The organism is Nocardia wallacei (genome assembly GCF_029869545.1).
GTDB classification, from domain to species: Bacteria; Actinomycetota; Actinomycetes; order Mycobacteriales; family Mycobacteriaceae; genus Nocardia; species Nocardia wallacei_A.
Genome location: NZ_JARWQD010000230.1, coordinates 1 through 14,192 on the forward strand (window position 1 = coordinate 1; position 14,192 = coordinate 14,192).

Consider the following 14,192-nt stretch of genomic DNA (forward strand, 5'->3'; position numbering starts at 1 on the left):
CCGCCCCCCCCCCCCCCGGCCCCCCCCCGCGGCCGCGGGGGGCCCCCCCCCGCCCCCCGCCCCCCCCACTTAAAAATCCCCACCGCCCCCCCCCCCCCCCCCCCGCCCCCCCCCCCCCCCCCCACCCCCCCCCCCCGCCCCCCCCCACAAAAACCCCCCCCCCCCCCCCCACCCCCCCCCCCCCCCCCCCCCCCCGCCCCCCCCCGGGGCCGGAGCCGCCGAATCCGCTGGAGGTGGTCGGTGTACCGGCCGCATTCACTCCGCTGGGCGTGGTGGCTGTCCCCTCGGGAGAAGTCAGCTGCCCCAGGCCCGTCGGAAGGGTGGCCGACGGGTCCTGCGACGTCGGCTGGGTCGGCTCCTCGGTCGTGCCCTGCGGATTGGCGGGGTCCTGGGAGCCAGGCCCCGGCCCTGGCCCCGGACCGGGACCTGGCCCAGGTCCGGTGGGAACGATTCCCTCGTTCTTGTTCTCCGGTGGCTTATACAACGGGTCGGCGGGACTGTCCGGCACCGGCAGAATCGGAATTTGAGTATCTGCCGTCGCAAATGTCGAAACATAATAGTTCCGCATGGCATCTCTGGCGGCATTCTCGCAATCGTTGCGCACCGCTTGCGAATTCGGCCCGTGGTAGATGCCGAGATTCCACGTCTTCGGGTTGAACCGGGATCCCCCGTCCGGTGGCTTGTCCACGGAATCCCGGGTTTTGTTGACGCCCTCGACCGCCGATGTCACCCGCGCGGCCAGCGCATTCAGCGGCTGCGACAGGTCCAGGGCCTGCTGCGCGTACTTCGCGATCGCCGCCCGCGAAGCCTCCGCCGCCAATCCGTCCCATGCGGCCTCGCTGGAATGCCTGATCCGGCCCGCGAAAAAGCTTACGGCCGAACTCCACCGCTGCGCGATCTCCGAGTACTCCATCGCACCGTTGTGCGCTTCGTCCGTGACCAACGGACTGAACGAATCGTAGATCTTCCAGTGATCCCAGTTGTCGACATGCTCCGCCTTGTCTCCGATCTTCGGCGGCTCGTTACCGGTCATTTCGACTGCCCCACACCAGGAGTCGTGACGCCCGGCTGCATAGGCGTACCGATCGGACTGGGCTCCAACGTCGCCTTCAACTCGTTGTACCGGGCAGCGAAGGCTTGGTCCTGCTGCATGAACTTCTCAGCGATCGTGCGGTGGAGAGTTTCAATGTCGTCGACGATCTTGTAATGCTTTTCCAGGATGTCGTAGACGTTATTATCCGTATCCGTTGCAGTGTTGACGATCTTGGCCTTACCGCGGAAGCGGCTCACCAGCGTGTTGGCCGAATTCATACCGTCGGTAGTCTCACCGAGACCCCAGCGATCGCGGTCCGAGATGTTCTGCGCGACACGTTGCAAATCTCGTATCTCGTCCTTGAAGGCTTGGCAGTCCCGTTCGATATACACGAACTCGTCGGCGTTGATTCGAACGCTATCCGGGCTGCCTTGGCTGAAGTTGACGGTCAGGTTGCCATCCTGCGCGTTCTTGATCGCGTCCGCCAAAGGACTCGCAGGCGGTGGTGCCGCGTCGTCAGCCATGATCGGTGTTCCTCCCCAATGATTTCCGGTTCCGGCCGAATATCCGCTTCAGCCTAGAGCGTAGACGGGATCGCGGGAACGATCCCGTCTGCCAAGCGTTTGGCGATATCGCACGAGTCCTGTCCGCGAGACTTCTTGGCGCTCGGCGGATTGATGGGACTGATCTCGAGACTGCCGCCCTTGACCTCGACGCTCAGCAAACAATGCTCTTCGGGCGTCCTCTGACCGGTGGGACGATAGGTGACCGCAGGGCGTCCGGCGATCGACAGTTCCTCGGCGACGGTGAAGTCCTTGTTGGCCCGCACCATCGCCAGACTGATGTTGGTGGTGCTTATGGTGACAGCGTAGCCATCGGACTGAACCCAACCGCAGCCACGCCACTTGATGCCCCCCGCACCATCTTTCGTATCGGGACGCGGGTTCTTCAACTCTTCCGACTGCACGACCGACTGGGGCAGTTTGCACGCATCGAACCCCGCGGGCACATCCGGCGCGATCGTCGGAGTAGCCGCCGCCGTGGTCGACTCGCCACCCGACCCGCCATCGGAGTTACAGCCCGCTACCAGCGCCACGGCACCCACGCCGAGAGCCACTCCCCGAACTACGCTCCCCCAGCTGCTCATGTCGTCCTCTCGCGCCGGTACCGTCTCACCGGGGCCGGGACCGGCACTCCGCCCCCTGTCGAGTCAGCTAGACGGTACCGGGCAGGTCACCCGCCCGCAAAGCAACCGAACCATCACACGTGATCGTACTTCCCGACGATATCTCCGATCCGCGACCGCGGGACCTTCACGAATCCGCTTGGCCACCAGTGCTGTTCGTCGGCGCGGGCAGCAGGAATCCGAGTGCGGTGCCGATGATCGGGACGAAGCACAGGACGGTCAGGACGGCCTGGGGGCCTCGGGCGTCGGCGAGGGTGCCGAACAGGGGCATGAACAGGCCGCCCGCGCTGACGGCGAGGCCGAGGGTGACCCCGGCGGCGGTTCCGGGGCGGGTGGGCAGATAGTCCTGGCCGAGCTTGACCAGGACGGCGAAGGGGATATTGACCGAGATTCCGGCCAGCACCGCCGCCGCGAGCCCGAACTGCGGGCTCGGCACCACCCGCAGCAGCACGAGCGCGGGAACCGCCAGCACGCCGCCGATCTGGATGGTGCGCAGCATTCCGGCGCGGTCGGCGATGCGGCCGCCGAGCAGGGTTCCGGCGACGCCGCCGACCAGGAAGGCCGCCAGCGCGACGCCGCCCAGCGTCTGCGAGGCGCCCAGATGGTTGATCCAGTACAGGGCGATGAAGGTGTTCATCCCGAAGTAGATCACCGAGCGCACGATCTCGACCGCCGTGAGCGCCGCGAACGGAAGCCACCGATCGCGGCCGTCCGCGGGCGCCGTGCCCACCGCGGTGGCGGTGCGCCGCTGCTGGTGGCGCCACAGCACGAAACCCATCAGCACGGCCGGTGCGATGAACACCGCCGTCCCGCCGACACCCAGCGCGACCAGCGCGGGCGTGGCCAGTGCGGGCGCGAGGAAGAAGCCGACGCTGCCGCCCGCGGCGAACAGACTCATTGCGGTGGCGCTGTTTCCGGCGTCGCGGCGCGCATCGCGCCCGGCGGCGGGATGGAACGCGGCGACGCCGAGGCCCGACAGCAACAACAGGATCCACACCAGCGGATAGGCGGGCGCGAGACCGGCCAGCCCGGCGCCGATTCCGGCCACCGCGAGCCCCGCCGGCGCCAGCCACAGCAGCTTCCACCGATCGGCGACAACACCCAGAATCGGCTGCGGGAGTGAGCTTCCCAGCGTGGCCGCGAGGGCGAGCCCCGACGCCGCCACATAGCTGTACCCGCGTTCGAGCACGAAGAACGGGATACTGGCGGGCACCAGGCCCTGATAGAAATCGTCGACCGCGTGCGCGACGACCCAGTGCCGCATCCGTTTCCACGCGGACACCGGGCCGGTGGCGGGGTCCGCGGTCCGAGTGCTCACCATCGTTGCCTCCTTCGTCGCCGCTACGAGGAGTCAGCGTAGGAAGACGGCGACAGGCGAGCTTCCGATAAAATGCCAAGTTGTGTCTGTAAACCGCCAGGAGATGGCCGCCCCGACGCTGGCCCGCCGGCACCCCGGCGGCTCGCGGATCGAGCGGCACCGGCATCCTGAGCACCAATTGGTGTTCACCAGTTGCGGCGCGGTCGAGGTGCGCACCGACGCCGGGTGCTGGATCGCTCCGGGCGACCGCGCGATCTGGATTCCCGCGGGCTGCTGGCACGAGCATCACTTCTACGGCCCCACGCGATTCCACTGCGTCGCCTTCACCGACGGTCTCGACGAGCGCACCCGGCCCTCGGTGCTCACCGTCTCACCGCTGGTCCGCGAGCTGATCATCGCGTGTTCCACCGAGCCCGACCTGCCCGCCGCCGAGGCGCAGCGGTTGCACCGGGTGCTGCTGGATCGGCTGCGGCGCAGCCCCGAGCAACCGCTGCGGCTGCCCGCCGCCCGCGATCCGCGGCTGCGCCGGGCGTGCGCGCTGGTGGAACGCGATCTGACGGTGGGCTGGACCCTCGGCGCGCTCGGGCGCGAGGTCGGGGCGGCCGAGCGCACGCTCACGCGCCTGTTCCGCGCGGAGTTCGCGATGACGTTCCCGCAGTGGCGGACCCAGCTGCGGCTGCATCGCGCCACGCAACTGCTCGCGGAACAGGTCGCGGTGACGGCGGTCGCCCACCGCTGCGGGTGGTCGAGTCCGAGCGCGTTCATCGATGTGTATCGGCGCACCCTGGGTCACACGCCCGGCACCTATCGGTCGGCGCCGAATGCGGTGGTCAGCACCGCGGGATAGCGATTGTTCAGGCGCGGTCCGGATTTCGACACTGTCCGATTCGGTGATTCGGCGTGCGCGAAGGCGGATCGATCTGAGACGGTGGAACCATCGGAACCGACTAGACACGTAGGAGCTTTTTCGATGTCGATGGTTGTCTTCCTCGCGCTGCTGCCGTTCATGGGCGCCGACAGCGCGCAGTCGCTCGCGATCCAGCATTCGGGGATCCTCGGCGGGTGGTGAATCCCGCCGGAACATTTCTGATCTGAAGAACCTCCACGGGCGCACCGCCATCAGGCCGATGGGCGCTCGGCTGTGCCCGCATGTTTCCAGCCGGAATTCTCGGCCCGGAAGCACGCCGGTTCGACGTCGTCCGGTCGAGTCAGGACGGGGGGTTGGTGTTCACGCCTGTCCCGATCTTGACGACGACCTTGTCCTGGGTGACTTCCTGCGCCGTAATGCTGAACTGCTGGGCGGGCTCGGTTTCCCCGACCGGTACGTCGACCTGTTGACCGGCCACCTTCATGGTGACCGTATTGCCGTTCACAGCAACGAGTTCCGCGTCCACTCCTAGGACGCTGGCCTTGGCGTTGACGCCGCGGTCGAAGGTGATGGTGCAGCCGCTGACGTTGCAGTCGGTCTTGGTGCCCTGGCCCTCCGTGCTGCAGGCGGCCACCCCGAACGGGGTGACCAGGGCGAACAGGGTCAAGGCGAGGAGCCGTCGAACACGCACGCGGCCCAGTGTAGGCGGAAATCCGGTGTTGGGGGCGGGCGATTCCCAACCTTGACAAAACATACGGCCGACCGCATTCTTTTTGCGTGGACTCCAGAATGAAGGATGTCGGGCAGCTCGAGACGGAGCTGCTGTTCGACGTCGTGATCGACTTGAATGCCCCGCTGCACATCGGGGAGGGGGCCGTTCGGGCGGCGCGTGTTGTTCGGTGCCGCCGGGGGCACGTTCGAGGGTCCGCGGCTGCGGGGCGAAGTCGTTGCGGGCGGCGGTGATTGGGCGCTGTTCCGGCCCGACGGCGCCATGTCGCTGGATGTGCGGCTGACCCTGCGCACCCACGACGACGCGCTGCTGCACCTGACCTACGGCGGGCGCTGGATCACCCCGCCCGCACTGCGCGGGGAGATGGGCGATCCCGGCAGGAGATACGAGATCGACCCTGCCCGTTACTATTTCCGCACGACCGCGCTGTTCGAGACCGGCGCGCCGGACTACTCCTGGCTGAACGACATCGTGTGCGTGGGGTCCGGCTATCTGGTCGAGGGCGGGATCGCCTACCGGCTCTTCCGGGTCCTCTGACGGTTCGGCGGCCCGCCGAGCAGGCCGTCGACGGCCCGGCGCGCCTTGTCGATTCCGCTCGTATCCCCCAGTCGCAGTGCGACATTCGCGGCCTCGAGGACGGCGACGATCTGGAAGGCGACGAGGTCGGGATCCAGATCGGCGACCTCGCCCGCCTCGACCGCAGCGCCGATCTCGCGGGCGATACCGGCGGTCCAGTCCCGGTGCTGCTGCGCGAGGGCGTCGCGGACCGGCCCCGGCCTGCTGTCGAACTCGGGCAGGGTGGCGCTCCAGAAGCAGCCGCCGGGGAACACCGGCTCGGTCGCGTAATCGAGCCACCGATCGACCAGTGCCCGCAGGCGAGCGGTCCCCTCCGGCGCCTCGGCCGCCGGGCGGACGACCGTGTCGAGGAAGACCGCGCCCGCCGCCGCCACGGTGGCCAGCTGCAACTGCTCCTTCGTCCGGAACAGGGTCTGGATCCCGGCCTTGCTGAGCCCGAGATCCTCGGCCAGCCGCCCGAAACTGAGCCCCGCCAGCCCATCGACCGACGCGATATCCGCCGCCCGCCGCGTCACGAGCCGCCGCGACCGCACCCCCCGCAACAACCGCCCATCCATACGGCCGATCGTATGCCAACCAGCGCCCCGCCCATCACTCAACATCGGCAGATCCCGGCCAAAAACACGCCGGGAAAAGGCCCCGCAACGACAGACCGCCGGGAAATAGGCCCCGCAATTACAGACCGCCGGGACAAGAGGCCACCGCAACGACAGATTGCGGGGACGACGAGGTCCCGTCGCCCGAGCGACCCGATATCCCCGGCACGCCGCCCCGGCAACCTCATATCCCCGGCACGCCGCCCCGGCGCCCCCATATCCCCAGCACATCGCCCCCGCGCCCCCACATCCCCGGCACATCGCCCCCGCGCCCCCATATCCCCGGCGTGCTTTTGGCCGGGGTCAGCTGTGGAGGTCGGCGTAGATGTCTCGGTAGTGCTGGTTGTGCATGATGCCGAGGATGTTGCCGAAGGGGTCGACGACCGCGGCGCTGACGAAGCCGGGGCCGTGTTCGCGGGGGGCCTGGTATTCCTTGGCGCCCAGGGTGAGCAGGCGGTCGAATTCGGCGGGGAGGTCGTCGACGTGCCAGTGCAGGATCTCGCCGCCGGGGGTCGACGGGTTGCCCGGGGGCTGGTAGCGGCGGTCGACGAGGCCGAATTCGTGCTGGTAGTCGCCCACGCGGAATTCGGTGTATCCGGGGACGTGGTAGTAGGCCTCGATCCCGAACACCTCGGCGTACCAGCGCTCGGCCGCCTCGAGATCGTCGGCGTAGAACGCGACGTGGGCCATTCCTCGCAACATCTGGGATTCCTTTCCTCTGCTGTTCCCGTGCTGATATTCATCATCCGAGCCAAAGTGCTCAACGAGTGAGCACTTTTCCGGGCAGAATTCGACTGTGCGCGCAGACCGACTCGTGGCGACCCTGTTGCTGATGCAGAACCGTGGCCGGGTGACCGCGGCCGAGGTGGCCGCGGAGCTCGAGGTGTCGGTCGCGACGGCCCGGCGCGACCTGGAGGCGCTGTCCGCGGCGGGCATCCCGGTGTATTCGCTGCCGGGCCGCGGCGGCGGCTGGGAGCTGGTCGGCGGCGCCCGCACCAACCTCAGCGGCCTGACCGCCCCCGAGGCGCAGGCGCTGTTCCTGCTGCTCGGCCCCGCCGCCACGGCCACGCCCGGCGTGCGATCGGCCCTGCGAAAGTTGTTGCGCGCGTTGCCGGAAACGTTCCGCACCGAGGCGGAGGCCGCGGCCGATGCGGTGGTGATCGATCCGGTCGGCTGGGGTGGTCGGGAGACGGCAGTCCCGCCGCTGGTCAAGCAGCTACAACAGGCGGTGGTGCGCCGGGAGCGGGTCGAGCTGGTGTACGAACGGGCAGGCAAGCGTTCGCGGCGGCGCGTCGATCCGTGGGGCCTGGTCGACAAGGACGCCCTCTGGTATCTGATCGCCGGGACCGCCCGCGGGCAGCGCACCTTCCGGGTCGACCGCATCGTCGGGGCCACCGGCATCGGAGAAACCTTCGAGCGCCCAATGGATTTCGAGCTTTCCACCGCCTGGAGGCAGGTGGTGGACGAGGTCGAGCAGTACCGGTCGACCACCTCGGCCACCGTCCTGATCTCCGAAAAACTCGCACCGATCCTGCAGCACCAGCAGGGCCGCCACTGCACCGTGGACGGCCCGATCGCCGACGGCCGCATCCAGCTCCGCATCACCGCCCCGACCCCGCTGATGGTCGCCCAACAGCTCGCGGGCTGGGGCGCGGATATCGATGTGGTCGAACCACCCTCGGTGCGTGCCGAACTGAGCCGCCTCGGCGCCGCACTGGTCGCACGCTACGGGTGAGCCGTTCCGGCATGCCGGAAAATGTTGTTGGAGGTGGACCGCGGGGCGACATGTTCCCATTTGTCCAAGGCGGGCGGTGGGGGCGGGAGCACACTGACTGCATGACCCTGACATGGCAAGAGGTGGTGGCGATCGCGACCGAGCTGCCGTCGGTGACCGAATCGACCTGGTGGCGTAGCCCGGCGCTGAAGGTCGGGGGGAAGGGCTTTGCCCGGCTGCGGTCGGAGGCCGAGGGCGGGCTGGTGCTGCGCTGCGAGATGGAGGAGAAGCAGGCCCTGCTGGCCTCCGGCGATCCGGCCTTCTACACCACACCGCACTACGACGGCTATCCGTACATCCTCATCGACCTGGACGCGGTGGCGCCGGAGCAGTTGCGCGAGCTGCTCGACGCCGCGTGGTGGCTGTCGGCTCCGGCCAAGCTCCGCAAACAGCGCGAGGCCACGGCCTAACCGCGAATCGTCGACGCGCTCACAGGGATTCGGCCGCGGCCACCAGCATCTTGCGGGAGCGGTCCGGGGGCTCGGCCTGCACGCTGAGGCGGTCCATCACCCGCCGGTAGAGTTCCAGGTCCTGCAGGCGGTCGAGGTAGAGCGCACTGGTCAGTTGCTCGATGTAGACGATATCGGGCAGTTCCGGCTCGGCGAAGCGCAGCATCGTGAACGAACTCCCGGCCGCCGCATGGCCGCCCGCCGCGTACGGCAGCACCTGGATCGTCACGTTCAGCCGGTCGGACATCTCGACCAGATGCTCGAGTTGCCCACGCAGCACATCGTTTCCGCCGATCGGGCGGTGCAGCACGGTCTCGTCGAGCACCGCCCACAGGGTCGGGCCGCCGTCGCGGTCCAGGATCTCCTGCCTGCGGCGGCGCAATTCGACCCGCCGCACCGATTCGGACTCCTCGTGTGCCAGCGATACGATGGCGCGGGTGTAGTCCTCGGTCTGCAGCAGGCCCGGAACCAGTTGCGCCTCAAAGGTTCTGATCGAATGCGAGGCGTGTTCCAGGCCGATGTAGGTCTCGAACCACTGCGGCAGCAGGTCGCTGTAGCGGTGCCACCACCCGGGCTGGTTGGCCTTGCGGACGAGTTCCAGGAACGACTCGCGCTCCCCGGGGTCGGTGACCTTGTACAGCGTCAGCAGGTCCCGGATGTCGCGTTCCTTGAATCCGGTCCGGCCCAGTTCCAGACGACTGATCTTGGCGTGCGAGCCGCGAATGTGTTCGCCGGCGGCCTCGCGCGTGATCCCGCACTGCTCGCGCAGTTTGCGCAACTGGCCCCCGACGGCGATCCGCAGCGCCGTCGGACCGCGTTCGGCGACAAGCGAATCCACGCTGCCGATCCGGAACGGGACGGAATCTGCGATCATGAGTTCTGCTCCGATGCTCGAAGATCATCGGCGGTATGTCCGCAAACCCGCGAACGACACCGCGTCGAAGGACTATCATACTCGCGCGCTGGCTGCTGACCAGTATGTTCCTCTCTGCAGGAAATCTCGAACCGTCCCCGCGTTCCGCCTGTCGGCTACTCCCCAATCTTGTACTGTCACTGGGCAGATCAGACAATCACCCGTTCGTGCCTCCGCAGGCCGGAGGCACCACCTCGGGACCTCGACGAGGAGCCGACCCACAATGCCGACAGGGCACAACACGGAGATCCGCACCGACATCCCTCACTCCGCCCGCATTTGGAACTACTGGATGGGCGGCAAGGACAACTACGATATCGACCGCGAGGTCGGCGACGCCAGTCTGCAGATCGATCCCGACATCGGGACGATGGCCACCGAGAGCCGCCGATTCCTGATCCGCGCGGTCAGCCACCTGGCCGGCGAGGCCGGAATTCGACAGTTCCTCGACATCGGCACCGGCCTACCGACCATGCAGAACACCCATCAGGTCGCGCAGAGCGTCATCCCCGACGCCCGCATCGTCTACGTCGACAACGACCCGCTGGTGCTGACGCACGCGCGCGCCCTGTTGACCAGCACCACCCACGAGGGCGTCACCACCTACATCGAGGCAGACTTCCACGAACCCGAGCAGATCGTCGCCGACGCCGCCAACATCCTGAACTTCACCCAGCCCATCGGCGTGATGTTCATGGGCGTGCTCGGGCACGCTCGCACCTACGAGGATCTGCTCCGGATCGTCCGCACCGTGATGGACGCGGTCCCGTCCGGCAGCTACCTGGTGTACTGGGACGGCACCGTGGACAGCCCCACCTACGTGAAGATGTGCGAGGAGTACGCCAAGTCCGGCGGCGTGCCGTACTACACCCGCACGCAGGACCAGCTGCGCGCCGTGTTCGAGGGCTTCGAACTGCTCGAACCGGGCTTCGGGCCGATCACCCACTGGCGCCGGTCGGAGCTGGAGCTGGCCGGACTGCGCGATATCGCCGCGTACGGCGGGGTGGCGCGCAAGCCCTGAGCCGCGGCGTGCTTTACCGTCGGCGGGTATGGAGGCGGCCCGGCGGGTGCTCATCGTTGCCTACAACGACGCACAGATCCTCGATATCGCTTGTCCCAGCGGGGCATTCGATATGGCGAACCGGGTCGGTGTCCGGCCGCCCTACCGGGTCGAGGTCGTGTCGGTCGGCGGGCACGCGGTGCGCACCTCGGCCGGAATCACGCTGGGCAGCGGGCATCTGGAGGCCGTGCGGGGCCCCGTCGACACCGTGATGGTGGTCGGCGGCGCCGGAACCGAACGGGCGGCGGCCGATCCGCATCTACTCGATCAGATCCGCCGCCTCGCCCGGTCCAGCCGCCGCATCGCCTCGATCTGCACCGGCACCTACCTGCTGGCGGCCGCCGGGCTGCTCGAGCACCGCCGGGTCACCACGCACTGGGGCTACGGCGAGGACCTGGCCGCCCGCTTCCCGACGGTGGCCGTCGACACCGCGCCGCTGTATATCCGGGACGGCAATATCTACACCTCCGCCGGGGTCACCAGCGCCCTGGACCTGACCCTGTCGCTGATCGAGGACGACCACGGGGCGGCGCCCGCGCGTACGGTGGCCCGCATCCTGGTCACCTATCTGCACCGTCCCGCGGATCAGGAGCAGATCAGCATGTTCCTGGCCGCACCGGCACCGGAGGATCGCCTGGTCGGCGACCTGATGCGTTATGCCGCAAGCCATCTCGCGGAGGATCTGACGCCCACCGCGCTCGCCCGCCGCGCCGGGGTCAGCACCCGGCACCTGAGCAGGCTGTTCACCACGCACGCCGGACACACGCCGGCCCGCGCGATCCGCCGGGTGCGGGCCGAGGCCGCGGCACATCTGATCCGGTCGACCGAATTGCCGCTGGCGGCGATCGCCCGGCGCTGCGGTTTCGGGTCGGTGCAGACGCTGCGGGCCGCGCTGCTCGACCGATACGGCATGACCGGCGACACGTTGCGCAAGATCGCGGACACGACACCGGATCGGCGGGCCGCGGGCGGCGACACTTCGGCAGCGTGACTACCTCCTCCCTCCCGAGCGCATCGCGCCGACATGTCCTGGGCGGCACGGCCGCACTCGTCGCCGCCGGTCTCACCGGCGCCGCGGCGGCACCGGCCCGCGCCCGTCCGGACGGCACCGGGCCCCGGATCGGCATCGTGCTGTACGACGGCTTCAGCCTGCTCGATCCGACCGGCCCCGCCGAGGTGCTGTCCCGGGTGCCCGGCGCGCGGGTGACGATGCTCGCGGAGCGGCCGGGACCGGTGCGCACCGATACCGGCGACGTCGCCGTCGTCGCCGAGCGGGCCCTGGCCGATGTCGACAGCCTCGACGTGCTGCTGGTCCCCGGGGCGGGCAACCGCGGAACGGTCGAATCGACCGGCAATCCCGTTCTGCTGCAATGGATCCGGGATATCGATCGGACGACCGCCTGGACCACCTCGGTCTGCACGGGCGCGGTGATCCTGGCCGCCGCGGGCCTGCTGCGGGGACGCGAGGCCACCACCTATTGGTCGGCCGGGCCCTATCTGCAGTCCACCTACGGCGTGAAGTATCTGCCGCAGCGCTATGTCCGATCGGACAAATACCTCACCGCCGCAGGCGTTTCCGCGGGCATCGATATGGCCCTGTATCTGGCCGCGCTGCTCACCGGCGACGACACCGCCCGCGCCATCCAGCTGGGCATCGAATACGACCCGCAGCCTCCGTTCGATGCGGGCAACGCGGCACGGGCGAGCGAGGAGCTGCGCAGGCGGGCCGGGACGCTGTTGCAGCAATCTCAGCAATGATTCCGGCACACCCCTTGACCTAAACCATTGTTGATGTTTGATGCTGGTCGACAGCAGACACCGATGCGACCACGGGAGCCCGACGATGATCCTCGCCAGCGAGACCGGCCACCGGAGCAGCGGCCGTGACGAGGCTCACGCCGCGACCGCCCGGGAGCCGGGAAACGCCGCCGACCAGGCGGTCTCGTTCGCGGCCGGGGCGGGCGGACACGGAAAACCGAGTGACTCCGCCCGCGGCCGCGGGGAATACTGTCACGCAACCGATGAGTTGAGCGAATCGGCTCCGTCTGATCACGTGTGGCCCGATCATCACCGCCGATGATTCGTTCCCAGGCCCATACGTCCTTGTTCGAAGATACACCCCGGAGGTACCCATGCCCGCCGAAACCGCCGATCGCTCGACCGGGCGGCGGACCCCGACAGTCATCCGACTGCTGGTCCTCGCGACCTTCGTGGTGATTCTCAACGAGACCATCATGATCAACGCGATCCCCCGCCTGATGTCCGATCTCGAGGTCACCGAGCGCGCCGCGCAGTGGGTGTCCACCGCGTTCATGCTCACCATGGCGGCCGTCATCCCGGTCACCGGATGGTTCCTGCAGCGGGTCACGACCCGCCGCGCCTACGCCATCGCGATGGGGGTCTTCCTGGCCGGTACCGCGCTGTCGGCGGTCGCGCCGTCGTTCGCGGTGCTGCTGATCGGCCGGATCATCCAGGCCGGTGGCACCGCGGTGATGATGCCGCTGCTGATGACCACCCTGATGACCGTTGTCGCCGAACACGATCGCGGCCGCGTCATGGGCAACGTCACCCTCGCCATCTCGGTGGCCCCCGCCATGGGTCCGGTGATCTCCGGCCTGGTGCTGCAAATCGGTTCGTGGCGTTGGCTGTTCGTGCTGGTGCTGCCGATCGCGGGTGCGGTCACCTGGTTCGGCCTGCGGCACCTGGAGAACGTGGGCGAGCCGGAGACCGGCACGATCGACTGGTCCAGCGTGGCGTTCGCGGCGCTCGGATTCGGCGGCCTGGTGTACGGGCTCAGCCGCTTCGAGACCGGCAATGTCGCCACCCCCGCCCTGATCGTCGCCGCGGGCGTGGCCATGATCGGCATCTTCGCGTTCCGCCAGATTCGGCTGCAGCGCACCGGAACTCCGCTGCTGGACCTGCGCACCCTGCTGTCGGGCACCTACACCAAGGCGCTGATCCTGATGGCGGTCGCCTTCCTGGCGATGCTCGGTTCGATGCTGCTGCTGCCGCTGTACCTGCAGAACCTGCGCGGCCTGAGCCCGCTGCAGACCGGCCTGCTGGTCATGCCCGGCGGGCTGGCCATGGGTCTGCTGGGCCCGACCATCGGGCGGCTGTTCGACCGCTTCGGCGGGCGGGTGCTGGTGATTCCCGGTTCGATCGGCATCGCGGCCGCGCTGGCCGGATTCACCCAGATCTCGCTGACCATGCCGTACTGGCAGTTGCTCGCCCTGCACATCCTGCTGATGGTGTCGCTGGCCGCGGCCTTCACGCCGGTGTTCACCCTGGGCCTGGGCGCGCTGCCCGCGCACCTGTACTCGCACGGCAGCTCGATGCTGGGCACGCTGCAGCAGGTGGCGGCCGCCTTCGGCAGTGCCCTCGTGGTGACGGTGATGTCCGCCCGCGGCGAGGCGCTGATCGCGGACGGCATCGAGCCGATCGCCGCGCACCTGGACGGTATGAAGCTGGCCTTCGGGGTCTCTGCGGCCCTGGCGCTGATCGTGATCGTGATGGCGGTGCTGCTGCCGAACCGGTCCAGCGCTCCGGACGAGCCGGACGAGGCCGGGGAGCCCGAGGCCGAGCTGGTCGCGAGCTGACCGAACCGCCGAGCAGGGGGGGGGGGGGGGGGGGGGGGCCCCCGGCGGGGCGCGGGGGCGGGGGCGGCGGCGGCCGGGGGGGCGGGGGGGGGA

Annotated in this window: 16 protein-coding genes; 9 read left to right on the forward strand and 7 right to left on the reverse strand. The window is 68.8% G+C overall.

Annotation, left to right across the window (positions count from 1 at the left end; genetic code table 11):
- Positions 1-704: 704 nt before the first annotated feature.
- Positions 705-962, forward strand: coding sequence for a hypothetical protein (locus tag QH290_RS19500; protein ID WP_280384368.1), 258 nt, complete (start codon positions 705-707; stop codon positions 960-962).
- Positions 963-1,029: 67 nt separating this feature from the next.
- On the opposite strand, the gene QH290_RS19505 is transcribed toward QH290_RS19500, so the two are convergent.
- The 3 genes from QH290_RS19505 to QH290_RS19515 all read right to left on the reverse strand — a co-directional run bounded on the left by QH290_RS19505 (position 1,030) and on the right by QH290_RS19515 (position 3,540).
- On the reverse strand, positions 1,030-1,557 hold the full coding sequence (locus QH290_RS19505) for a hypothetical protein (protein WP_280264942.1): 528 nt from the start codon (positions 1,555-1,557) through the stop codon (positions 1,030-1,032).
- Positions 1,558-1,610: 53 nt separating this feature from the next.
- Positions 1,611-2,138 (reverse strand): DUF3558 domain-containing protein, encoded by a 528-nt coding sequence (locus QH290_RS19510; protein ID WP_280264943.1) that lies wholly within the window; start codon positions 2,136-2,138, stop codon positions 1,611-1,613.
- Positions 2,139-2,346: 208 nt separating this feature from the next.
- A complete protein-coding gene (locus QH290_RS19515; protein ID WP_280264944.1) occupies positions 2,347-3,540 on the reverse strand; it encodes an MFS transporter in 1,194 nt (397 codons plus the stop codon).
- 100 nt (positions 3,541-3,640) lie between these two features.
- Between QH290_RS19515 and QH290_RS19520 the strand changes: the two genes are divergently transcribed.
- Positions 3,641-4,384, forward strand: coding sequence for an AraC family transcriptional regulator (locus tag QH290_RS19520; RefSeq protein WP_280384380.1), 744 nt, complete (start codon positions 3,641-3,643; stop codon positions 4,382-4,384).
- 361 nt (positions 4,385-4,745) lie between these two features.
- Here the strand turns inward: QH290_RS19520 and QH290_RS19525 are convergent, their stop codons facing one another.
- Positions 4,746-5,096: a hypothetical protein gene (locus tag QH290_RS19525; RefSeq protein ID WP_280261727.1), complete on the reverse strand. Its 351-nt coding sequence runs from the start codon at positions 5,094-5,096 to the stop codon at positions 4,746-4,748.
- 198 nt (positions 5,097-5,294) lie between these two features.
- Here QH290_RS19525 and QH290_RS19530 point away from each other — a divergent pair, with 198 nt between their 5' ends.
- Positions 5,295-5,672, forward strand: a complete 378-nt coding sequence (locus tag QH290_RS19530; RefSeq protein ID WP_280384370.1) for a DUF3237 domain-containing protein — start codon at positions 5,295-5,297, stop codon at positions 5,670-5,672.
- Here the strand turns inward: QH290_RS19530 and QH290_RS19535 are convergent.
- Both QH290_RS19535 and QH290_RS19540 read right to left on the reverse strand, forming a co-directional pair.
- Complete coding sequence (locus QH290_RS19535; RefSeq protein ID WP_280261724.1) at positions 5,648-6,268, reverse strand: TetR/AcrR family transcriptional regulator; 621 nt, start codon at positions 6,266-6,268, stop codon at positions 5,648-5,650. The two genes, QH290_RS19530 and QH290_RS19535, sit on opposite strands and share 25 nt — an antisense overlap.
- Positions 6,269-6,610: 342 nt before the next feature.
- Positions 6,611-7,009: a VOC family protein gene (locus QH290_RS19540; RefSeq protein WP_280384372.1), complete on the reverse strand. Its 399-nt coding sequence runs from the start codon at positions 7,007-7,009 to the stop codon at positions 6,611-6,613.
- Positions 7,010-7,103: 94 nt separating this feature from the next.
- Here QH290_RS19540 and QH290_RS19545 point away from each other — a divergent pair, with 94 nt between their 5' ends.
- Complete coding sequence (locus QH290_RS19545) at positions 7,104-8,042, forward strand: helix-turn-helix transcriptional regulator (protein ID WP_280261720.1); 939 nt, start codon at positions 7,104-7,106, stop codon at positions 8,040-8,042.
- 101 nt (positions 8,043-8,143) lie between these two features.
- On the forward strand, positions 8,144-8,491 hold the full coding sequence (locus tag QH290_RS19550) for an MmcQ/YjbR family DNA-binding protein (protein WP_280261718.1): 348 nt from the start codon (positions 8,144-8,146) through the stop codon (positions 8,489-8,491).
- 19 nt (positions 8,492-8,510) lie between these two features.
- Here the strand turns inward: QH290_RS19550 and QH290_RS19555 are convergent, their stop codons facing one another.
- Positions 8,511-9,404 (reverse strand): helix-turn-helix domain-containing protein, encoded by an 894-nt coding sequence (locus tag QH290_RS19555; RefSeq protein ID WP_280384375.1) that lies wholly within the window; start codon positions 9,402-9,404, stop codon positions 8,511-8,513.
- A gap of 262 nt (positions 9,405-9,666) precedes the next feature.
- Here QH290_RS19555 and QH290_RS19560 point away from each other — a divergent pair, with 262 nt between their 5' ends.
- The 4 genes from QH290_RS19560 to QH290_RS19575 all read left to right on the forward strand — a co-directional run bounded on the left by QH290_RS19560 (position 9,667) and on the right by QH290_RS19575 (position 14,099).
- Positions 9,667-10,464, forward strand: a complete 798-nt coding sequence (locus QH290_RS19560) for an SAM-dependent methyltransferase (RefSeq protein WP_280265080.1) — start codon at positions 9,667-9,669, stop codon at positions 10,462-10,464.
- A gap of 28 nt (positions 10,465-10,492) precedes the next feature.
- Entirely contained in the window at positions 10,493-11,494 is a 1,002-nt protein-coding gene (locus QH290_RS19565) for a GlxA family transcriptional regulator (RefSeq protein ID WP_280384376.1), read from the forward strand.
- The gene (locus QH290_RS19570) at positions 11,491-12,261 is read left to right on the forward strand and encodes a DJ-1/PfpI family protein (RefSeq protein ID WP_280384378.1); all 771 of its coding nucleotides are present in this window, start codon (positions 11,491-11,493) and stop codon (positions 12,259-12,261) included. The genes QH290_RS19565 and QH290_RS19570 overlap by 4 nt, the downstream gene beginning before the upstream one ends.
- Before the next feature lie 374 nt (positions 12,262-12,635).
- Positions 12,636-14,099, forward strand: coding sequence for an MDR family MFS transporter (locus tag QH290_RS19575; protein WP_280265083.1), 1,464 nt, complete (start codon positions 12,636-12,638; stop codon positions 14,097-14,099).
- The last annotated feature ends 93 nt before the right edge of the window (positions 14,100-14,192 follow it).

Bases quoted from the DNA above. Each gene is read 5' to 3' on its own strand.
- QH290_RS19505 (WP_280264942.1), bottom strand. From the start codon at position 1,557: ATGGCTGACGACGCGGCACCACCGCCTGCGAGTCCTTTGGCGGACGCG.
- QH290_RS19515 (WP_280264944.1), bottom strand. From the start codon at position 3,540: ATGGTGAGCACTCGGACCGCGGACCCCGCCACCGGCCCGGTGTCCGCG.
- QH290_RS19520 (WP_280384380.1), top strand. From the start codon at position 3,641: ATGGCCGCCCCGACGCTGGCCCGCCGGCACCCCGGCGGCTCGCGGATC.
- QH290_RS19535 (WP_280261724.1), bottom strand. From the start codon at position 6,268: ATGGATGGGCGGTTGTTGCGGGGGGTGCGGTCGCGGCGGCTCGTGACG.
- QH290_RS19540 (WP_280384372.1), bottom strand. From the start codon at position 7,009: ATGTTGCGAGGAATGGCCCACGTCGCGTTCTACGCCGACGATCTCGAG.
- QH290_RS19550 (WP_280261718.1), top strand. From the start codon at position 8,144: ATGACCCTGACATGGCAAGAGGTGGTGGCGATCGCGACCGAGCTGCCG.
- QH290_RS19555 (WP_280384375.1), bottom strand. From the start codon at position 9,404: ATGATCGCAGATTCCGTCCCGTTCCGGATCGGCAGCGTGGATTCGCTT.
- QH290_RS19560 (WP_280265080.1), top strand. From the start codon at position 9,667: ATGCCGACAGGGCACAACACGGAGATCCGCACCGACATCCCTCACTCC.
- QH290_RS19565 (WP_280384376.1), top strand. From the start codon at position 10,493: ATGGAGGCGGCCCGGCGGGTGCTCATCGTTGCCTACAACGACGCACAG.
- QH290_RS19575 (WP_280265083.1), top strand. From the start codon at position 12,636: ATGCCCGCCGAAACCGCCGATCGCTCGACCGGGCGGCGGACCCCGACA.